We start from the raw sequence: 19,575 nt of genomic DNA, 5'->3' as shown, positions 1-19,575 counted from the left end.
CAGCGGCCCGATCCGCGCTACATGTAATCCTCGGTGATCACCAGATAGCACTTGGTCACGCCCGGCCACCCACAGACCACCCCCAAAGGGTGCAGGCCAACCGGGCTTCGGATCATGCGCATGTCCGACCTGCCATTGACACCGGCAGGCCCACGACCGCCTTCGGGCGGCGCCGCCCCATTGCTGGCAGATCCGGCCCCAAAGCCGCCCTGCCCCGATCTGAGCGCCTGAACAGGCCCCGCTGTCCCAGCGCGGGCCCGTCCGGCGTGGTTGGTTGATGGCTCAGTCGTTGACGTCGACGAACAGGTTTTCGCCATCGGTCACGTCGATCCGCTCATGCTCAACGGTGCCGTTGTTGATGTCGCGCACCTCGACCGTGCCGTCGGCATTGCCGATCACCAGCACATCGCAAATGTCCAGGAACAGCCCGTTTTCGACGACGCCCGGGATCTGGTTCAGCACCAGACTCAATTGTCCGGGATTCGCGATCCGGCGCAGATGCAGATCCAGGATGTAGTTGCCCTCATCGGTGCGGAACGGGGCATTGCCCGATTGCCGCAGGCTGGCAGATTGGCCCAGCACGTCGACATTCGACAGCATCTCTTCAATCAGCGCCTTGGTGGTCTGCCAGCCGAACGGGATCACCTCCACCGGCAACGGGAATGCTCCCAGCGTATCCACCTGCTTCGAGATATCGGCGATCACCACCATCTGATCGCTGGCCGTCGCCACGATCTTTTCCTGCAGCAGCGCCCCGCCGCCGCCTTTCACCAGGTTCAGGTTCGGATCGTATTCGTCGGCCCCGTCAATCGTCAGATCCAGCCAACGCACCTCGTCCAGCGTCTTGACCTGCAGACCGACCTCGCGGGCCAGATCCGCCGTGCGGGTCGAGGTGGCGACACCGGTGATCATCATCCCCTCTTCGCGGACCATTTCGCCCAGGCACCGCACCATCCAGGCCGCGGTCGAGCCTGTGCCCAGACCCACGCGCATCCCGTCTTCCACAAATTCCACCGCGCGCCGGGCGGCGACGTATTTGGCCTTGTCGATTGGGCTTAGATCCGCCGTCATGGATCCCTCACTGATTACAACAGATTTGTAACACCTTTAGCGGCTGGCTCGGGTCGGGGCGAGTGAAAATCCGCCGCATCCAGCGCCCCTATCGCCGCATCCAAAGACGTCGCGGGAAGGATTGTCAAAAGCCCCGGTCTGTCGGTTGCAAGGGCGACCTGACCTTTTGTGACCTCATTCGAGGTGCCGATCTTCGTCATTGGATCCATCACGATATCCAGCCCCGCTTTGGGCCATTTCACGCCCGTTCCCCGCACGCGCACAGGGCCCAGAGGAAACAATGACAGACGGCTATCGGGCGGCAAGATCAGATCGATATGGCGCGGCGTGTGAAAGATTAAGTCCTCACCACCCAACAAAATAACGGCGCGGTCGCAGAACCGGATCAGCGCATGCAGCGCGGCCAGCCCGTGGTCCAACCGCCCGCCGGTAAACCCCACGGCCAGCACCAAGGGCGCCTCGGTCACGCGTAGGACTTTCTCGAAATCGGTGCTATCCTGCTCGGCGATCGGGTGAAGTCGATCCGGGGGAATCACCTCCCGCGCCTGGGCCGTTAGCGAATCCATATCGCCCACGACCAGGTCGGGAATCTGCCCTTGGGCCAAGATCGTGTCGCCACCGCCATCGGCGCCAACAAGTGCAGAACACCGCGCATTTGCTGAAAAATAGCTGCTTTCCGCGACCGGCGCGCCACCAACTGCCATAATTGGACCGTTGTTTTTAAAGGGAATTTTCAATGATCCACCGTTTTTTGCACGTTCTTGCCATCTTCTTGCCCGACCAACACGGAATGGTCCAATTCACGACGCTTTTTACTGGAAACAGTTTGTTACACCTTTCGGTGCAATGATAAATTCCGGTCAGCGCCGGACGAGCAGAGTGGCAGAGATATGAGTGACGCGAATAAAATCCTAACGGTGTCCTACGGGACGTTCTCGTGCACCCTGGAGGGATTCGATCGTCCTTTCGAGGCGATGAAGGCAATCGCCGAGTATTTCCGCGATTTGGCGGCGGAAGATCGGTATTTCGGGGCCGAACCGCCCACCCCGGACGCCGCCGCGCTGCAACGGATCACCGAGGCTGCGATCCAGCGCCGTGTCGAAAGCCGCATCTCGGACCATGGGGTGGTCATGCGCCCGGAAGGGGATGCGACCCCGCTGGCCGCGCCCGCCGTTGCCCGCGAGGCAATTGAAGACGCGGTTGAAAGCGTTGCGGCTGAGGCCTCTGAGCCGTCCGACTTGGCCCCGGCAGACGAACCTGTCGAAGAGGAACGCGCCGCCGAGGATTTGTCCGGCGACGATACGCTGGATCATGATGCCGCCACCGAGACCCCCGCAGATGCGGAACCCGAGCGCGCCGATACGCTGATCGCCGTCGCCGCGGCCCTGGCGGCGGGCGAAACCGACCTGGTCGAAGAGGATGCGCAAGAGGACGATACCGAGGCCTTTACCTTCGATGGCGGCTACAAGGCGATCACCGATGGCGAGGTTGACGCGGTCTTCGCCGACGAGCCGCGCGATATCAGCAGTTTCGATGGGGCCTCTGTCGCCGCCCGCCTCGCGCAGCTGCGCCGCGCCGAAGCCGCGGAACTGGCGGAAGATGCCGAAACCATCGATATGCCTGCCGCTGATATCGCCAGCGATGCCGAAACGGAGGATATGGCCAGCAGCCTGAGAGCCGCCTTCGCAGAAGAGGCTGAGGCTGAGGCTGAGGCTGAGGCTGAGGCTGAGGCTGAGGCTGAGGCTGAGGCTGAGGCTGAGGCTGAGGCTGAGGCTGAGGCTGAGGAAAACCTCACCGCTGTCGAAACCGCAAGCGATGACGCCGTCGTAGCCGCCGATGAGACGCCCGTCGACATGGCGCCCACCGACGATGCCCTGGATGCAGACGCTTCCTTGTCGGAAGCTGTCGCAGAAGCCGATGCAGATCTCGAAGACGAGGCTGCGACCCAGGATATCGAAATCACAGAGCCGTCGGATACGGACATTGCGCCCGAAACCGATCGTGCAGAGGACGCGCTCGAAGCCGTCGCAGATGCCGCCTTGGAAGATCGTGACGATCCGTCCGAGACCGCGGCCATCGACCCGGCCGAAGACATCGAAGACATCGACGATGTGCCGCCATCGGACGAGACAGCCGCAGATGACATCATCGCCGCTCTGTCCGATGACGCTGCCGCCGACGATCTCAGCGAGACCGACACCGAGACCCGCCCCATCGCGGATGAGGCCGACAATGCGGTTCGGGAAAACGTGCTCGACGTGGAGGCCCTCAGCAAGGAAGCCGCGCTTGACGCCACTCTCGCCGCCGCCATTGCCGCGACAACCGGTCTTGGCGCCACCGCCCCCGTCGCCGCACCGGCAAAGGACACAGCCGAAGACGCCACTGCGATGTCGGACCCCGAGACCAGCGCCGATAGCGATCAAGATGCGGACGAGGCCGATGACGGCATCGCCGATGCGATCGCGGGCCTGACCGCAGAGAATACAGAGGCGGAGGCGCCTTCGGATCAGGCCGAGCCCGAAATCCAGGCCGAGGCCGATACGACTGACAACACCGCCGAGCCCAAGGACCAGGCCGAAACCGCCAAACGCAGCTTCCCTGAAACCGGCGACGATGACAGCATGGACCGGCTGTTCGAGGCCACCGAAGGCCGGATGTCGACCGGGGAAACCACACGGCGCCGCGCCAATATCGAACATCTCAAAGCCGCCGTCGCCGCCCGCGCCGCGGAAACGGAATTCGCCGCCGATGGCGTCGCCGTCGCCGATATGAGCGGCGCCGGTGACACGGCCGCGGAATATCGCGAAGATCTGGCCCGCGTCATGCGTCCACGCCGCGTCCGCGTCGATGTCTCACGCCGCCGCCGCGACAACGAAGAACGCCCCTCGCCCCTTGTTCTGGTCTCCGAACAGCGGGTCGACCAAAGCGCCGAGGCGGTTGCGGTCTCCGCAGCGCCCGTGGCCCCGCGCCGGGTCAGCGCCGAGGCGGCAGAGCGCGCGCCCATCGCCCGGCCCGACCTGCAAACCATCGCGCCACAGGCGCCGCTGCAACTCGACGCAAGTCTCGCCATCAGCCCGGCGCCTGCGCCCGCCATCGATGATCCCGATGCCCGTCCAGCACCGCGCAAAATGGCCAATTCCCTCGCGGCCCTGGCCCAACGCGCTGGCCTGATCGCCCGCGGCCTGGGACGCGGCGCCAAAGCAGACGACGCGCCCGCCTCGACCGAGACCGAGGACTTGGCACAGGTTGAACAGCCCCGCACCACCGCACCGGCACAGACATCTGAGGCGCCGGTCGAAACAGCACCCGAGACAAGTGGCGAGACCGATCCAATCGCCGCGATCGAGGCGCAATTGGCCCGCGAAGTGCAGGCCGAGGCGACGCCTGGCGAAGATGACGGTGATACGGTTGAGGGTTTTGAAGCCTTCGCCGTGCGGCTTGAAGCCTCCACCGCCACGGAAATCGACGAAGTGCTGGAATTGGGCGCTCACTTCCTGACCACCGAAGCGCAGACGCCTGAATTCAAGCGCCGTCAATTGCTGCGCCTGGTGCGGATGGCGACGGACGACTCGATCTCACGCGACGAAGCGCGGCACGCATTCGACACGCTGATCGGGCGCGGCGTGCTGGAGGCGACCGCAAATGGCCGCTACCGGATCGCGCCGTCGCACTGACTCAGACACATTCAAAAATCCAGAGCGGCGCCCATCGGGCGTCGCTTTACGGTTCGTCAGACGCGTCCGGATCGGCTTTGCCCACACCTTTGAACACCGACTTGAACGGCAGAGCCCAAAGAATGCCGAGCACGATATAGACCCCCAATTCCAAAAGCACCGAAGGCCTGTCGAACAGGCTCAGCACGAACCAGGCCGCGGCGATATAGGCGGGCAGACCGACCAGCAGGACGATCAAAGACCACCGCTTTCGTGCCTTGTAGCTGAGGGCCATGGCTCCGCTCCCTGTCGGTCAGTCGTCAAACGGGTCCGTGACCAAAATCGTATCGTCCCGCTCCGGTGAAGTGGACAATAGGGCCACGGGGCATTGGATCAATTCCTCGATCCGACGCACATATTTGATCGCCTCACCGGGCAGATCGGCCCAAGACCGTGCCCCGGCGGTGGATTGCGACCAGCCGGGCATCGTCTCATAGATCGGAACCACGCGCGCCTGCTGATCGGAGGCGAAGGGCAGATGGTCGATCCGCGCGCCATCCAGCTCGTATCCGGTGCAGATCTTCAGCTCCTCAAACCCGTCCAAAACGTCGAGCTTGGTCAGCGCGATGCCGTTGACGCCCGACGTCGCGCAGGTCTGGCGCACCAGAACCGCGTCAAACCAGCCACAGCGGCGCTTGCGCCCGGTCGTCGTGCCAAATTCATGGCCACGCTCGCCCAGGCGCTGACCGTTGTCATCGTCCAGCTCGGTCGGGAACGGCCCTTCGCCGACGCGCGTGGTATAGGCCTTGACGATGCCCAGCACAAAGTCGATGGCCCCCGGTCCCAATCCAACGCCCGTGGCCGCCTGCCCCGCAATCACATTGGACGAGGTCACAAAGGGATAGGTGCCGAAATCGATATCCAGCAAAGCGCCCTGCGCCCCTTCGAACAGGATCCGGCGACCCGCGCGGCGGGCCTCGTTCATCACTTTCCAAACCGGCGCCGCGAAGGGCAGGATCTGCGGCGCCACTGCCGTGAGCTTGGCCATCAGCGCGGGCTTGTCGACCGGCTGCAGACCCAGGCCCCGGCGCAGCGCATCGTGATGCACCAAAGCGCGATCCACCCGCGTCTCCAACGTCACGGGATCGGCCAGATCGGCAACGCGCACCACGCGGCGCCCCACTTTGTCTTCGTAAGCGGGCCCGATCCCGCGCCCGGTTGTGCCGATCTTGGCGACGGAATTCTGGCTTTCGCGGGCGCGGTCAAGTTCGCCATGGATCGGCAGGATTAGCGGTGTATTCTCGGCCACCATCAGCGTTTTCGGCGTGATCTCGACCCCTTGGGCACGCACGGTCGCAATTTCCTCGACCAGGTGCCACGGATCCAACACCACCCCGTTGCCGATCACGGAAAGCTTGCCGCCGCGCACCACGCCAGAGGGCAGCGCATGCAGCTTATAGGTCTCTCCTTCGATCACCAGCGTGTGACCCGCATTATGGCCGCCCTGGAACCGCGCGATCACATCCGCACGTTCGCTGAGCCAATCCACAATCTTGCCCTTGCCCTCGTCGCCCCATTGAGCGCCGACCACGACCACATTGGCCATCAGATCCTCCGGAAATTACGCAAAACCTTGGGCGCTATAGCGGTCCGCCGCCTGAGGGGGAACCGGTTTTTCGTGAAACGGCCTCAGGATTAACGGTCTTTTAAGCTGTATACCGTCACATCGACGAGATTGCGTGAATTACCTGTATGTGAAATGATTATTGCTCGGGACGGGATTCGGGTGCTGCCGTCGCAGACGGTCTTGCGGCGCCCTGTCGCATCCCATAAGTAAGCGCAAAATTGGCTGCTGACCGCTAAAAAGGTTCGTTGATGGAAAACGTCATCCTTGTCATTCACCTGATCCTCGCCCTTTGTTTGATTGGCGTGGTGCTGCTGCAGCGCTCCGAAGGGGGCGGTCTGGGCATCGGGGGTGGCGGTGGCGGCGTGATGACCGGACGCCAGGCCGCGACGGCGCTGGGAAAACTGACCTGGGCCTTTGCGATTGCGTTTCTGTGCACCTCGATCACGCTGACGATCCTTGCAGCGCAGAACTCGGCGGGCTCGTCCCTGTTGGATAATTTGGGCGGTTTGCCGCCGGCATCCGGTGAGACCGATACGGGCGGCACGGCTCTGCCACCGGTCGATCAATTGCTGCCGCCGATCCAGGGCGATGCCCCGGCGCTGCCGCCGCGCTCTGAATAAACGACCGATACATCCGATCATCAGGGCATCTTGCCCGGTCCAGGCGAATCCCGTAAGGCTGGATTCCCGTAGACAATGCAGTGTCGCAGCCTAATGCGGCCACAAAATACGGGGGTCTGCGGGCATGGCCAGGTTCATTTTCATCACAGGTGGTGTGGTGTCCTCCCTTGGGAAAGGGTTGGCATCGGCCGCGCTGGGTGCGCTGCTGCAAGCGCGCGGCTATTCGGTGCGCCTGCGCAAACTGGACCCCTATTTGAACGTCGATCCGGGAACCATGTCGCCCTTTGAACATGGCGAGGTCTTCGTCACCGATGACGGCGCCGAGACGGATCTGGATCTGGGCCATTACGAACGCTTCACCGGCGTACCCGCGCGCAAGACCGATTCCGTCAGTTCGGGCCGGATCTATACCAGCGTGTTGGAGAAAGAGCGCCGCGGCGATTACCTGGGCAAAACGATCCAGGTGATCCCCCATGTCACCAATGAAATCAAAGACTTCATCGCCATCGGCGAAGATGAGGTCGATTTCATGCTGTGTGAGATCGGCGGCACGGTCGGAGATATCGAAGGCTTACCTTTCTTCGAGGCGATCCGTCAGTTTAGCCAGGACAAGGCCCGCGGCCAATGCCTGTTCATGCATCTGACGCTGCTGCCCTATATCAAGGCCAGCGGTGAGTTGAAAACCAAGCCGACGCAGCATTCGGTCAAGGAATTGCGCTCCATCGGGTTGGCGCCCGACATCCTGGTCTGCCGCTCCGAGGGGCCGATCCCGTTGAAAGAGCGTGAGAAACTGGCGCTGTTTTGCAATGTGCGCCCCGACAGCGTGATCGCCGCGCAGGATCTGAGCTCGATCTACCAGGCGCCGCTCGCCTATCACCGCGAAGGGCTGGACCAGGCGGTGCTGGACGCGTTTCAGATCAGCCCGGCCCCGAAACCCGATCTGAGCGTGTGGGAGGATGTGGCCGACCGCATCGCCAATCCCGAAGGCGAGGTGAAGGTCGCCATCGTCGGCAAATACACCCAATTGGAAGACGCCTATAAAAGCATCGCCGAGGCGCTGACCCATGGCGGCATGGCAAACCGCGTGAAGGTGAAGGTCGAATGGGTCGATGCCGAGGTCTTCGACCGCGAAGATCCCGCGCCGCATCTGCAGGGCTTCCACGCGATCCTGGTGCCCGGCGGCTTTGGCGAGCGCGGGACCGAGGGCAAGATCAAGGCCGCCGAATTCGCGCGGACCCACAAGGTGCCCTATCTGGGCATCTGTCTGGGCATGCAGATGGCGGTGATCGAGGCGGCGCGCCATCTGGCGGATCTGGGCGATGCCGGGTCCGAGGAATTCGACCACGAAGCCGGAAAGAAACGTTTTACGCCAGTGGTTTACCATCTGAAAGAATGGGTGCAGGGCAACCATAAGGTGGAGCGCAAAGTGACCGATGACAAAGGCGGCACGATGCGGTTGGGCGCCTATGACGCGGTGCTGGCCGAAGGGTCAAAAGTGGCGGAGGCCTATGGTTCGACAATGATCGAGGAACGCCATCGCCACCGCTATGAGGTCGACATTCAATACCGCGAGGCGTTGGAGGAACAGGGCCTGATCTTTTCCGGCATGTCCCCCGATGGCCGCCTGCCCGAGATCGTCGAGGTGAAGGATCATCCCTGGTTCATCGGCGTTCAGTTCCACCCCGAGCTGAAATCTAAGCCTTTCGCGCCGCATCCGCTGTTCCGCGATTTTGTGCGTGCGGCGAAGGAAAACTCGCGTTTGGTATGATCTTGGGTGTGGCAATCCGGTCAAAATGTAAGGGTTTCTTAAACACGTTCGCGTAATCTGATCGCAACTCTTTTGAGAAACGTGCAAAGGCGCTATAGAATATACCTATGGCGGATCGAGCACCGCCGTCCGCCAAGGAATAAAAAATGAACCGTACACTTGCCGCCGTCGCGATCCTCGCTGCAAGCGCAGCGACCGCCCACGCCCAGGATGCTGAGCGTTGGGAGGGGTTCTATGCCGGTTTCGCGACCAATATCATTGCCCCGGAATTCGACAATTCCAACCTGATGGTGCCCTTGCAGGAGGGGACGGGGTTCGGCGCCTATGGCGGCTATAACTTTGCACTGAACGACAATTTCGTCGTCGGGGCGGAGTTGGGCATCAGCGGGCCAGCCAGCTTTCAGGTCAATCTGAACACCGATTTCGAATATGACCGTGTCGCCAATGCACGGCTGCGGGGTGGCTATGCCATCGGCAACGCGCTGATTTACGGCACGCTCGGCTATCAGAATGTCGAATTCGGCGCCACGCCGGGCATCTCGACCGAAGGGTCGGCCGACGGGCTGGTCTATGGTTTGGGCATCGAGGTTCTGCTGGTCGACAACGTGTCGGTGCGGATGGACTACACCTCGACCCATATGTCCCCGGATGAAGGTTCGATCATCGGCGCGCCGTCAGATGTGCAGATCGACGCCAACGCCATCGGCCTGGGCGTCGCACTCCACTTCTAGGATACCTGCTTGCGCACCTCGTCGCGGATGATCTCGGCGATCAGCCGGGCGTCGTCGGTTGTAAAGGTCAGCGGCAGGCGCATATCCAACAGACCGGCGAGGATTGCATCGGTTCGCGGCAGGTTTTGCGCAGGCGCGTAACGCCAGGAATCGTAGCGTGAGGTGAAGGCAACGGGTTCGGGCGCGCCAAACCATTTCAGCTCGACCCCGCGGGCAACACAGCCCGCGACCACGGCCTCGATGGCGGCTGGCGCGATCCCGGGCAACAGCACCTGGATCGAGGATCCGACGATGCTTTCCTCGGGTGGGCGTTCGATCACCTTCAGGCCCGGCGTGTTCCGCAACCCGTCCTCCACCTCATGATAAAGCGCGTTCCAGCGCGCGATCTGTGCGGGCAGGTCCGCAAGCTGCGCGCGAAGCACCGCAGCCCGCAAATTATCCATACGGCCCGACACGTTCGGCGTCACATACTTTACATTTTCGAACGTATCCACAGGGGGTGAGGCGCGATGGCGCCCAAAAAGCATGTAAGATCCCGACAACATCACGGCTCTTGCCATCAATTCGGGATCGTCGGAGACCAGAAAGCCTCCCTCACCGGAATTAATGTGTTTATAGGTTTGCGTGGAATAGCATCCGAACACGCCATGACGCCCAGACGGCACATCGCGCCAGGCCCCGCCCATCGTGTGGGCGCAATCTTCGACCACCGCGATCCCGGCGCCATCGCAAATCTGCATCAACCGGTCCATGTCGCAAATATGGCCGCGCATATGGCTGAGCAGCAGGACCTTCGCACCGCATCCGGCCTTCGCCGCCAGATCATCGAGGTCGATGGTCAGATCCTCGGTCGTTTCCACAAAGACGGGCTCGGCATTCACGCTGGCAATCGCGCCCGGTACCGGCGCGAGCGTAAAGCCGTTGGACAGGACCTTGTCGCCCGGGCCGACGCCCAATGCGCGCAAGGCGGCGCCCATCGCATAGCCACCCGAGGCAACGGCCAGGCAGTATCTCGCGCCGACATAGGCGGCGAATTCTTCCTCAAGATGGGCCACCTCGCCATCCTCGCCGGGGGCGGTGTTGTAACGGTGCAACCGGCCCGAGCGCATGACCGCGACGGCGGCCTCAATCGCGGTTTCGGGGATCGGCTCTTGCTGGGTGAAATTCCCGGTAAAAACTGGCTGTGTCATGGGGCGAAGATCATGCGATGCGCGGCGCGCGTCAATGGACTTCACGCCCGGCGTCACGGGAAAAGGTCGGCCAGCACCTGGTCGAGCTCGTCGTAATGGTCCAGCAGCGCCTCGGGCGATAGGTCCGCCACGGCGCGCCCGGTGGGCCCGAACGTGACCAAAACGCTGGGGATCCCGGCGGCGGCGGAGGTCTTTCTGTCGGTGATCGTATCGCCGATCAGCACCGCACGGGACGGATCACCACCCAAACGCGTGACCACCTCAAAGAGCGGCGTGGGATCGGGTTTGCGGACCGGCAGCGTGTCGGCCCCGATCAGCACCGGGAAACGCTCCGTCAGACCAAGGCGCGCAATCAGCTCAACGGCCAGCCCCTCGGGTTTGTTGGTGCAAATCCCCACCAGATGCCCTGCCGCGCGCAGCCGGTCCACCGCCGCGACGGCGCCGGGATAGAGCGTTGTGTGGGTGTCGATGGCGCGTCCATAGGCGTCGAGCAGCAGGGGATAGCCGGCCTCGACCATCGGTTCTGGCTCGGCCAGCGCCATACGTTCGCCCGCCAGGCGCAGCATCGCACGCCCCCCGGCAAAGGCTGTCGCATCATCGGGCCCATGGACCAATTGCGGCGCGTGGCCAAGCGCCCCAAGCGCGGCATTGGCCGCGGCAATCAGGTCGCCCGCCGTGTCGGCCAGGGTGCCGTCCAAATCAAAAACAACACTCAGCATGCAAACCCCTTTGGCAGAATTCCGCCCAAAGCTGTTACAGTCTTGATGGGCAATTTGACCGGCCCGGGGCTATGCCGCCGCGCTCAGCTTCGTTAATAGGCCCCAAACGCGAAGGAAAGACGTTAGATGCAGGCCCCCACTCGCCCTTTGGCGCTGATCGTCCTGGCCGCTGGTGCCGGGACGCGGATGAATTCGGATTTGCCCAAGCCGTTGCACCCGTTGGGCCAAGCACCGCTGTTGGCCCATGCGCTGGCCGCCGCCGCGCCGCTGGACCCCGCACGCGTGGTTGTGGTGACAGGCCATAGCGCCGCCGCGGTCGAAGCCGTGCTGGCCGAGATCGCGCCCGAGGCGGTGGCGATACGCCAGACCGAGCAATTGGGCACCGGCCACGCGGTTCTGCAGGCGGCAGAAGCTCTGGAAGGCTTCGATGGGGATGCGGTTGTTCTCTATGCCGATACGCCGTTTATCGCCCCGGAAACGATGGCGGCGATGCGACAGGCGCGCCAGGGTCATGATGTTGTATTTTTAGGATTCGACGCCGCCGATCCGGGCCGCTATGGGCGGCTGATCATGGACGGTGACACGCTGGTCAAAATCGTTGAATTCAAAGAGGCGAACGCGGCAGAACGTGCCGTGACCTTCTGCAATTCCGGCCTGGTCTGCGGTGACGCTGCAACGATGATGAGCCTGCTCGGAAAGTTGGAAAATGACAATTCCGCGGGTGAATACTATCTGACCGATCTGGCGGAATTGGCCCGTGCGGCGGGCCATAGCGTGACGGCGGTGCGCTGTGATGAGGCGGAAACGCTCGGCATCAATTCGCGGGCGGAGCTGGCCGCGGCGGAGGTGCAGTTTCAGGCGCTGCGCCGGGCCGCGCTGATCGAGGATGGCGTGACGATGCAAGCGCCCGACAGCGTTCATCTGGCCCTGGATACGGTGATCGGGCGCGACGCCGTCATCGAGCCTTATGTGGTCTTCGGCCCCGGCGTCACGGTCGAGACCGGCGCCACGATCCGCGCCTTTTCGCATCTGGAAGGCTGCCATGTGAGCGCCGGTGCAGTTGTCGGGCCCTATGCGCGCCTGCGCCCAGGCGCGGAGATCGGCAATGACGCCAAGATCGGCAATTTTGTCGAGGTGAAACAGGCGGATATCGGGGATGGCGCGAAGGTCAATCACCTCAGCTATGTGGGCGATGCCTCGGTCGGGGAGCGCGCCAATCTGGGCGCGGGCACGGTCACCTGCAATTACGATGGCGTCATGAAACACCGGACCGAGATCGGGGCGGAGGCTTTTATCGGGTCGGACACGATGCTGGTCGCCCCGGTCAAGGTGGGCGATCGCGCGATGACGGGCAGCGGGTCGGTGATTACGCAGGACGTGCCCGACGGCGCGCTCGCGCTAGGGCGGGCGAAGCAGATCAATAAAGCGGGGCTGGCCATCAAACTGATGGACCGACTTCGCGCGATAAAGGCAGGCAAGTCAAAAGGATAACGGGCATGTGTGGGATTGTTGGGGTGCTGGGCAACCATGAGGTTGCGCCAATCCTGGTGGAGGCGCTGAAGCGTCTGGAATATCGCGGATATGACAGTGCCGGGATCGCCACGGTGCAGGACGGGCGGCTGGATCGGCGCCGCGCGGTGGGTAAGCTGGCCAACCTGTCGGACGCGTTGGTGCATGATCCGCTGGCGGGCAAATCCGGCATCGGCCATACGCGGTGGGCAACCCATGGCGGGCCGACCGTGACGAATGCGCATCCCCATCAGGCGGGCCGTGTCGCTGTGGTGCATAACGGGATCATCGAGAATTACCGCGACCTGCGCGCGCGCCTGGCCCATCGCGATTTTCACACCGAAACCGATAGCGAGACCGTCGCGCAGCTTTGCGAAGAACATATGGATCAGGGCCTGCCCCCGCGCGAGGCGGCGGTTGCCACGTTGAAAGACCTCGACGGCGCCTATGCGCTGGCCTTTCTGTTCCAGGGCGAGGCGGATCTGATTGTGGCGGCGCGCAAGGGCTCACCCCTGGCGATCGGCCATGGCGACGGAGAGATGTTCGTGGGCTCGGACGCCATCGCGCTGGGGCCAATGACCAACAGCGTCACCTATCTGGAGGAAGGCGATTATGCCTTCGTGACGCGCAGCGGCGTTGAGATCCACGATGCCGAGGGGCGCCTGGCCAATCGCGAGATGCGCACCATCCCGGCCCAATCCACCCAATTGGATAAGGGCGGCCATAAGCACTTCATGGCGAAGGAGATTTTCGAGCAGCCCGTGGTTCTGTCCGATTGCCTGTCGCACTATACCGGCGCGGAGATTGAGTTGGACTTCACCCAGACCGACCGCGTGGTTTTGGTGGCCTGCGGCACCGCCCATTATGCCTGTGCGGTGGCGAAATACTGGTTCGAGCAGATGGCGGATCTGCCCTGCGACGTCGATATCGCCTCGGAATACCGCTATCGCGAGGGGCCGGTTTCGCCCAATGCGACGGCGATTTTCGTCAGCCAATCGGGTGAGACAGCCGATACACTGGCCGCCCTGCGCTATGTGAAGGAAAAGGCGGCGCGGGTCGTGTCGGTGGTGAATGTGCCGGAAAGCTCGATCTCGCGCGAGGCGGATCTGAGCCTGCCGATCCTGGCGGGGGTTGAGGTGGGCGTGGCCTCGACCAAGGCCTTCATGAACCAATTGGGCGTTTTGGCAAATCTGGCGATCCTGGCGGCGCGGCAGAGGGGCACGATCACACCCGGTCGCGCCGAGGAACTGCGCGAGACGTTGCGCGCCCTGCCCGGCCTGATCAACCAGGCGCTGGCCTGTGAGGATCAGATCGCAAGCCACACCGCGGAACTGTCCGAGGCGCGGTCGGTCCTGTTCCTGGGCCGGGGTCCGATGTTTCCCATGGCCATGGAGGGCGCGTTAAAGCTGAAGGAAATCAGCTACATCCATGCCGAGGGCTATGCGAGCGGCGAGTTGAAGCATGGGCCGATTGCCCTGATCGACAATGCGGTGCCGGTGATTGTGTTCGCGCCGCGCGACGCGCTGTTCGACAAGACCGTGTCGAATATGCAGGAGGTCATGGCCCGCGACGGCAAGGTCTGGCTGATCACCGATGCCGATGGCGCGCGCGAGGCCGGGGACGGCACCTGGGCGACCTTGGTCATGCCGCAGGTGGACCCGATCCTGGCGCCTTTGCTTTACGCGGTCCCGGCGCAGCTGATCGCCTATCACACGGCGCTGCATAAGGGCACCGATGTGGACCAGCCGCGCAATCTGGCGAAATCGGTGACGGTCGAATAAGCCCCGGGGTTGCACCGCGAGGCTGCTGCCGCAATGGTCGGTCCGATCAGACGGCGAGGTGGCAGGCGATGATTGAGTGGTGGATCTTTCTTCCGGCGTGTTTCGCGCTGAACCTGGCCTTCGGTCCCAACAACCTGCTGGCCATGACCCACGGCGCGCGGTCGGGCGTTGGGTTTGCCCAGAAAGCCGCCTTTGGACGGTTGCTGATCTTCGTGCCGATGATCGCGCTGAGCGCGTTGGGGTTGGGGATGATCTTGACCGGTTCGGCCTTTGTGTTCGGTGTGGTGAAGGTTTTGGGCGCGGCCTATCTGATTTGGCTGGGCGTCTCGCTGTGGTTGAGCGCCTCGTCGGTTGAGACGGGGCAGATCACTGGCGCCAGCGCCTCTTTGGGTGGGGCGTTCCGGGCGGAGGCATTGGCCGCGATCAGCAACCCGAAAGCCATCCTGATCTTCGCCGCCTTCTTTCCACAATTCGTGGATCTGGACGCCTATTGGCAAAGCTATGCGCTGTTGGGGGCGTCGTTTCTGGTGATGGAGGCCGTTGCGATTTGTGCCTATGCGAGCGTCGGGGCCTTCGCCTCTCGGGTGGCATCTGCGCGACTGCCGCTGATGCAGCGTGTCTCGGGCGCGACGATGTGCCTCTTCGGCGCTTTGCTACTGATCAGCCCACAGCCCAGCCGCGGATAGGGCGGCTTGTTCGCCCCTGGGTTGCATGATTGGATGCAGCGGAGCGGGCGCGCACGAAAGGGGTGACACGGATGGCCAAGCAGTTTTCAGAGCTAAACGACGACCACATCGCCTTTATCGGCAACCAACATCTGTTTTTCGTCGGCTCGGCGGCGGAAATCGGGCGCGTGAATGTATCGCCCAAGGGGATGGATTCGCTGCGCGTGATAGGGCCGAACCGGATCCTGTGGGTCAATCTCAGCGGATCGGGGAATGAGACAGCGGGGCATTTGCAGCGGGTCAATCGCATGACCTTGATGTGGTGTTCGTTTTCCAAACAGCCGCTGATCCTGCGCTGTTTCGGAACTGCGGAGACGGTGCATCGCGACGATGCGGGCTGGGACGCACTGGCCGAGGGCTTTCCCGAGCATCGCAGCGCCCGGCAGATTTTCGATCTGCGCCTTGATCTGGTGCAAACCTCTTGCGGGTGGGCGGTGCCCTTCATGGATTATGCCGGAGAGCGCCCGAATATGCAGAATTGGGTCGACAACAAAAGCGATGCACAGATCCGCGCGACCTGGGCGCGGGACAATCGCGAAACGATTGACGGGTTGCCGACCGGAATCCCCGTATGAGCCGCCTTGGCCCTGACACGCTGAGTTTGCGCGGTGAACATGTGGCGCTGGAACCCCTGTCGCAGGACCATTGCGCGGCCTTGGCCGAGGCCAGCGATGCCGGGCAGATGCACCGCCTGTGGTACACGACAATTCCATCCGCCGAGGGCATGGCGACCGAGATCGACCGGCGGTTGGGCCTGCGGGATAAGGGTCAGATGATCCCGTTCACGGTTCTGGATGCGAGTGGCCGTCCGGTGGGCATGACCACCTATATGAACATCGACCACGCCCTGCCGCGGGTGGAAATCGGCTCCACCTGGATCGGGCCCAATGCGCAGCGCGGCCCGCTGAATACCGAAGCGAAGCGGCTTTTGCTGGGCCAAGCTTTCGAGGTCTGGTCCTGCGTCGCGGTGGAGTTCCGCACCCATCGGCTGAACTTGCAATCGCGCCGCGCCATCGAGCGGTTGGGCGCGCAGTTGGACGGGGTTCTGCGGGCCCATATGCGGATGGCGGACGGCACATTGCGCGATACCGCCTGTTATTCGATCACGGCCCCGGAATGGCCCACGGTGCGCAGCCATCTGGATTGGCAATTGGTCAAGCCGCGATGAAGGCCGAGACGGCGCTCGCGGCCTTGCGGGCGGAGGCGGACCCGGAGCGGGCCGCTCAGATGGCCGCTTATCATAAGGTGGATCGTGTCTATCTGGGCCTGTCCAATGCGGTGACGGGGGCGCTGGCGACCGAATGGCGCAAGGCAGCGGCGGACCAGGCCGCGCTGGTCGCTCTGGCCGAGGGGCTGTGGGAGAGTGACGTGTTTGAGGCGCGTGTGGCGGCGGGCAAGCTGTTCGTGCAGGCGCGGATGCGGCCCGACGATCACCTAGCCTGGGGCTGGATCATCGGCGTGGTGCCGCAATTCGAGTCCTGGGCCATCGCCGATGCGGTGGCGCAAGGGGGGCAAAAGCGCCTGGTGCAGGATCCGGCCCGGCTGGATCTTCTAGAAGAGTGGACGCGGTCGGGGCATCTCTGGACCCGGCGCGCGGCCTTTGTCTTTGCCCTGCCCTTTTGCAAATCGCGCCATCCATCCGCGGTCGAAGCCACGGCGCGGCGCCGCGTCTTGGGCTGGTGCACGGATTTGGCGGATGACAGGGAATGGTTCATCCAAAAGGCGATTGCCTGGTGGTTGCGGGATCTGTCGAAACGCGACCCGGATGCGGTGCAAGAGTGGCTGGCGGCTGAAGGCGACCGGCTGAAACCCTTTGCCCGCAAAGAGGCCGCGCGGCACCTGGCCTGAAGGTCGCACCGGATGTCCACGAGAACCGGGGGAGTGCGACGCGTTCCAGGGCGCACAGGTGTCTATGACGCGGGCGACCCGACATGAAACGCCACGCGGATTTCGCGATGATTTTCGCCCTGCTCACACTTGCGGAATACCGCCGCCCATGACCTCCACAAACCATTCCGTGTCGATGTTTCCGCCACACAGGATGACACCCACCTTTTTGCCCGCCATCTTCTCCTTCTCTTGCATGAGCGCTGCCAGCGGCGCCGCGCCGGCGCCCTCGGCGAGATTGTGGGTATCTCTGAAATAGACCCGCATCGCTTCGGCCACCTCCGTGTCGCTGACCGTCACGAACCGCTCCGCCTTCGGGCCATAGATCGCCAGCGCCTCGGGTACTGGCACGCGAACCGCCATCCCGTCGGCAAAGGTCTGGGCGCTGTCGGTTTCCACCGGATGCCCCGCCTCGGCTGACAGTTTTGCGGTCTGTGCCGCCTCTGACACCACCGCCACGATCTTGGTGTCCAAGCCCAACGCATCCCGCGCCAGGAGCGTACCGCAGATGCCCGAGCCGCAGCCGATGGGTACATAGATCGTATCCAGATCCGGCACCGCGCTGAGCAATTCGTAGGCATAGGTCGCCACGCCGCGCACCAATTCAGGGTGGAAGGGCGGCACGATGAACAACCCTTCTTCCTCGGCCACGCGATAGGCCTCTTCCCGGGCGGTGTCGAAATCCTCGCCGAATTCGATCAGCTCGGCCCCAAAGGCCCGCATGGCCGCGTTCTTTTCGACCGAATTGCCCTTGGGTACATAGACCTTGGCGGTCAGCCCTGCCGCCACTGCCGCCTTGGCCTGACCCTGCCCGTGATTGCCCCGCGTCGCGGTGCAGATCCCGCGCACCTCTGGATGGGTGCGGGTCAGCCAATCCATGAAGGTGATCGCGCCGCGGATCTTGAAGGCACCGGTCGGCGTGTGGTTTTCGTGCTTGACCCACACCTCGCAGCCCAGGCGCTCGGCCAGTTGCGGCCAGGCATGTTGGGCCGTGGGCGTCATCTGGGTGTGGACAAGTTCGGCGGCGGCTTTCAGATCGGCAAGGGTCATGTCCATCGGGTCTGTCCTTTCAATGGGCCTCAAGCCAGGCCTCGAACACGGCAAGCGCCGGTTTCGGCTGGCCGTCGATATCGTAGAGGCCGGAATGGGCGTGGTAAGAATTCGGGTCGTCGGTCAGTTTGAAGTAATAGGCCCGCGCGATCGGCAGCGTGGCGATCACATCCAGATAGGCCCGGATGCGTGTCGCTTGGTAATCCGGATCTTGCGGTTCGTAGTCTTGTGAGGGACCGCCAAACTCCGTCACCCAGATCGGCGCGGCACTGTGGGAGCGGAGCCAGCCCACCGCCTCGGGCCAAAGGCCGGGCGCATCGTAAAGGTGCAGATCCACCACATCGTAATCGGCCAGGGCGAGAACGGCGGCCACCGCGGCCTGGGTCGCCTCGTTGCGAGGCGCGCCGCGCAGGCAGAAGCGGTGCCGCATCTGCGCCCAGTCGATGCCGGGGATCTCGGGATGGGCGCCCACGAAACAAAGCGCATGGGACAGGCCCGCGCGCCCCGATATGCCCCCCAGAACCAGCGTCAGATCCGGGCGCTCGGCGCGGATCACCGATGCGGCACGATCATGGATCGCCATGAAATCCCGCGTGGTGCCGGGAAAGCGCGTGTCCCATTCATTGCCGATCTGGATCGCATCGATATGGGGCCCGGCCACCCGCAGCAAGATGGTCAGATAAGCCTCAAAAGGCGCGTCGTCACGGATCACGCAAGCATGTTCGTTGCTGAGACCGCAGGCCGCCTCCGGCGCGCGCAATTCCACGCTCAGTAATGTGTCGATCCCGGCAGCCTCCAGCGCTTGCAGGCGGCGCAGAAGCGGTTCGAAATCGGCCTCGCTCGGCGTCAGACCCCGGCGCTCCCACGCCTCCGCAATGCGCACATGACCGATATCCAGGGCGCCGAGAGCCTCCAAACTGAAGGCCATCTGATCGGCATCCCGCACCGGCGGAAAGGCAATGCCAATCACCGGCTCGGCCCGCAACGGGGCGGCAAGGGCGATCACGAAAAGGAACAGGCGCAGGATCATGCGCCCACCCTACTCAGCTTGCGGGCGGGGACAACTCCGACCATCGCAGATCCGCAGCCTGCCCTGGATCTCCGGGCGCCGGTCGCCGTGCCGTGGATGCGGCGCAAGACGCAGCCGCCCACGGCGCCCGGCCCAAATCCCGCAGGCCACAGGGCCGAGGGCGATGCGGGAGCGCCCCCTTGCCTCCCCTGACCCCGGCGCTTATGACGCGCCG

18 protein-coding genes are annotated in these 19,575 nt (G+C 63.5%); 10 read left to right on the top strand and 8 right to left on the bottom strand.

Translation table 11 applies throughout. The features are described from left to right. Positions 1-282: 282 nt before the first annotated feature. Positions 283-1,071 carry a ribose-5-phosphate isomerase RpiA gene (rpiA, locus tag V8J82_RS13615; RefSeq protein ID WP_339975910.1) on the bottom strand — a complete coding sequence of 263 codons (789 nt, stop codon included), beginning with the start codon at positions 1,069-1,071 and terminating at the stop codon, positions 283-285. 14 nt (positions 1,072-1,085) lie between these two features. Next, a complete protein-coding gene (locus V8J82_RS13610) occupies positions 1,086-1,775 on the bottom strand; it encodes a thiamine diphosphokinase (RefSeq protein ID WP_339975909.1) in 690 nt (229 codons plus the stop codon). A gap of 186 nt (positions 1,776-1,961) precedes the next feature. Between V8J82_RS13610 and V8J82_RS13605 the strand changes: the two genes are divergently transcribed. Further along, positions 1,962-4,745, top strand: coding sequence for a hypothetical protein (locus V8J82_RS13605; RefSeq protein WP_339975908.1), 2,784 nt, complete (start codon positions 1,962-1,964; stop codon positions 4,743-4,745). Positions 4,746-4,791: 46 nt separating this feature from the next. Here the strand turns inward: V8J82_RS13605 and V8J82_RS13600 are convergent, their stop codons facing one another. Both V8J82_RS13600 and V8J82_RS13595 read right to left on the bottom strand, forming a co-directional pair. Beyond that, positions 4,792-5,019, bottom strand: a complete 228-nt coding sequence (locus V8J82_RS13600) for a DUF2842 domain-containing protein (RefSeq protein ID WP_339975907.1) — start codon at positions 5,017-5,019, stop codon at positions 4,792-4,794. A gap of 18 nt (positions 5,020-5,037) precedes the next feature. Then, positions 5,038-6,330, bottom strand: coding sequence for an adenylosuccinate synthase (locus V8J82_RS13595; RefSeq protein WP_339975906.1), 1,293 nt, complete (start codon positions 6,328-6,330; stop codon positions 5,038-5,040). 269 nt (positions 6,331-6,599) lie between these two features. Here V8J82_RS13595 and secG point away from each other — a divergent pair, with 269 nt between their 5' ends. The 3 genes from secG to V8J82_RS13580 all read left to right on the top strand — a co-directional run bounded on the left by secG (position 6,600) and on the right by V8J82_RS13580 (position 9,470). Then, a complete protein-coding gene (secG, locus tag V8J82_RS13590) occupies positions 6,600-6,971 on the top strand; it encodes a preprotein translocase subunit SecG (RefSeq protein ID WP_339975905.1) in 372 nt (123 codons plus the stop codon). 124 nt (positions 6,972-7,095) lie between these two features. Next, positions 7,096-8,739, top strand: coding sequence for a CTP synthase (pyrG, locus tag V8J82_RS13585; RefSeq protein ID WP_339975904.1), 1,644 nt, complete (start codon positions 7,096-7,098; stop codon positions 8,737-8,739). Between the two features lie 146 nt (positions 8,740-8,885). Further along, positions 8,886-9,470, top strand: coding sequence for an outer membrane protein (locus V8J82_RS13580; protein ID WP_339975903.1), 585 nt, complete (start codon positions 8,886-8,888; stop codon positions 9,468-9,470). Here V8J82_RS13580 and V8J82_RS13575 read toward each other — a convergent pair. Continuing rightward, positions 9,467-10,660: a DegT/DnrJ/EryC1/StrS family aminotransferase gene (locus tag V8J82_RS13575; protein ID WP_339975902.1), complete on the bottom strand. Its 1,194-nt coding sequence runs from the start codon at positions 10,658-10,660 to the stop codon at positions 9,467-9,469. The two genes, V8J82_RS13580 and V8J82_RS13575, sit on opposite strands and share 4 nt — an antisense overlap. 53 nt (positions 10,661-10,713) lie before the next feature. Continuing rightward, positions 10,714-11,379 carry an HAD hydrolase-like protein gene (locus V8J82_RS13570; protein ID WP_339975901.1) on the bottom strand — a complete coding sequence of 222 codons (666 nt, stop codon included), beginning with the start codon at positions 11,377-11,379 and terminating at the stop codon, positions 10,714-10,716. Between the two features lie 126 nt (positions 11,380-11,505). On the opposite strand from V8J82_RS13570, the gene glmU reads away from it, so the two are divergent. From glmU to V8J82_RS13540, 6 genes are all read left to right on the top strand, one after another. Continuing rightward, positions 11,506-12,870, top strand: coding sequence for a bifunctional UDP-N-acetylglucosamine diphosphorylase/glucosamine-1-phosphate N-acetyltransferase GlmU (gene glmU / locus V8J82_RS13565; protein ID WP_339975900.1), 1,365 nt, complete (start codon positions 11,506-11,508; stop codon positions 12,868-12,870). 5 nt (positions 12,871-12,875) lie between these two features. Further along, positions 12,876-14,669 (top strand): glutamine--fructose-6-phosphate transaminase (isomerizing), encoded by a 1,794-nt coding sequence (gene glmS / locus V8J82_RS13560; protein WP_339975898.1) that lies wholly within the window; start codon positions 12,876-12,878, stop codon positions 14,667-14,669. Between the two features lie 68 nt (positions 14,670-14,737). Next, the gene (locus V8J82_RS13555) at positions 14,738-15,355 is read left to right on the top strand and encodes a LysE family translocator (protein ID WP_339975897.1); all 618 of its coding nucleotides are present in this window, start codon (positions 14,738-14,740) and stop codon (positions 15,353-15,355) included. Between the two features lie 71 nt (positions 15,356-15,426). After that, entirely contained in the window at positions 15,427-15,969 is a 543-nt protein-coding gene (locus V8J82_RS13550) for a pyridoxamine 5'-phosphate oxidase family protein (protein ID WP_339975896.1), read from the top strand. Continuing rightward, entirely contained in the window at positions 15,966-16,562 is a 597-nt protein-coding gene (locus V8J82_RS13545) for a GNAT family N-acetyltransferase (protein WP_339975895.1), read from the top strand. Before V8J82_RS13550 ends, V8J82_RS13545 begins: the two co-directional genes overlap by 4 nt. Beyond that, complete coding sequence (locus tag V8J82_RS13540; RefSeq protein WP_339975894.1) at positions 16,559-17,242, top strand: DNA alkylation repair protein; 684 nt, start codon at positions 16,559-16,561, stop codon at positions 17,240-17,242. Before V8J82_RS13545 ends, V8J82_RS13540 begins: the two co-directional genes overlap by 4 nt. A gap of 123 nt (positions 17,243-17,365) precedes the next feature. Here the strand turns inward: V8J82_RS13540 and V8J82_RS13535 are convergent, their stop codons facing one another. Together V8J82_RS13535 and V8J82_RS13530 are read right to left on the bottom strand one after the other, a co-directional pair. Next, positions 17,366-18,337, bottom strand: coding sequence for a threonine dehydratase (locus V8J82_RS13535; protein WP_339975893.1), 972 nt, complete (start codon positions 18,335-18,337; stop codon positions 17,366-17,368). Positions 18,338-18,350: 13 nt separating this feature from the next. After that, positions 18,351-19,361, bottom strand: a complete 1,011-nt coding sequence (locus tag V8J82_RS13530) for a glycoside hydrolase 5 family protein (protein WP_339975892.1) — start codon at positions 19,359-19,361, stop codon at positions 18,351-18,353. Positions 19,362-19,575: the final 214 nt, after the last annotated feature.

It is taken from the genome of Gymnodinialimonas mytili (genome assembly GCF_037544085.1).
GTDB classification, from domain to species: domain Bacteria; phylum Pseudomonadota; class Alphaproteobacteria; order Rhodobacterales; family Rhodobacteraceae; genus Gymnodinialimonas; species Gymnodinialimonas mytili.
Note: the sequence above shows the minus strand (reverse complement) of the source record. Positions and strands in the feature narration are given on the sequence as shown.

Excerpts from the sequence above, each read along its gene's own strand:
- rpiA (WP_339975910.1), bottom strand. The coding sequence starts at position 1,071 with ATGACGGCGGATCTAAGCCCAATCGACAAGGCCAAATACGTCGCCGCC.
- V8J82_RS13610 (WP_339975909.1), bottom strand. The coding sequence starts at position 1,775 with ATGGCAGTTGGTGGCGCGCCGGTCGCGGAAAGCAGCTATTTTTCAGCA.
- V8J82_RS13605 (WP_339975908.1), top strand. The coding sequence starts at position 1,962 with ATGAGTGACGCGAATAAAATCCTAACGGTGTCCTACGGGACGTTCTCG.
- V8J82_RS13600 (WP_339975907.1), bottom strand. The coding sequence starts at position 5,019 with ATGGCCCTCAGCTACAAGGCACGAAAGCGGTGGTCTTTGATCGTCCTG.
- V8J82_RS13595 (WP_339975906.1), bottom strand. The coding sequence starts at position 6,330 with ATGGCCAATGTGGTCGTGGTCGGCGCTCAATGGGGCGACGAGGGCAAG.
- secG (WP_339975905.1), top strand. The coding sequence starts at position 6,600 with ATGGAAAACGTCATCCTTGTCATTCACCTGATCCTCGCCCTTTGTTTG.
- pyrG (WP_339975904.1), top strand. The coding sequence starts at position 7,096 with ATGGCCAGGTTCATTTTCATCACAGGTGGTGTGGTGTCCTCCCTTGGG.
- V8J82_RS13580 (WP_339975903.1), top strand. The coding sequence starts at position 8,886 with ATGAACCGTACACTTGCCGCCGTCGCGATCCTCGCTGCAAGCGCAGCG.
- V8J82_RS13575 (WP_339975902.1), bottom strand. The coding sequence starts at position 10,660 with ATGACACAGCCAGTTTTTACCGGGAATTTCACCCAGCAAGAGCCGATC.
- V8J82_RS13570 (WP_339975901.1), bottom strand. The coding sequence starts at position 11,379 with ATGCTGAGTGTTGTTTTTGATTTGGACGGCACCCTGGCCGACACGGCG.
- glmU (WP_339975900.1), top strand. The coding sequence starts at position 11,506 with ATGCAGGCCCCCACTCGCCCTTTGGCGCTGATCGTCCTGGCCGCTGGT.
- glmS (WP_339975898.1), top strand. The coding sequence starts at position 12,876 with ATGTGTGGGATTGTTGGGGTGCTGGGCAACCATGAGGTTGCGCCAATC.
- V8J82_RS13555 (WP_339975897.1), top strand. The coding sequence starts at position 14,738 with ATGATTGAGTGGTGGATCTTTCTTCCGGCGTGTTTCGCGCTGAACCTG.
- V8J82_RS13550 (WP_339975896.1), top strand. The coding sequence starts at position 15,427 with ATGGCCAAGCAGTTTTCAGAGCTAAACGACGACCACATCGCCTTTATC.
- V8J82_RS13545 (WP_339975895.1), top strand. The coding sequence starts at position 15,966 with ATGAGCCGCCTTGGCCCTGACACGCTGAGTTTGCGCGGTGAACATGTG.
- V8J82_RS13540 (WP_339975894.1), top strand. The coding sequence starts at position 16,559 with ATGAAGGCCGAGACGGCGCTCGCGGCCTTGCGGGCGGAGGCGGACCCG.
- V8J82_RS13535 (WP_339975893.1), bottom strand. The coding sequence starts at position 18,337 with ATGGACATGACCCTTGCCGATCTGAAAGCCGCCGCCGAACTTGTCCAC.
- V8J82_RS13530 (WP_339975892.1), bottom strand. The coding sequence starts at position 19,361 with ATGATCCTGCGCCTGTTCCTTTTCGTGATCGCCCTTGCCGCCCCGTTG.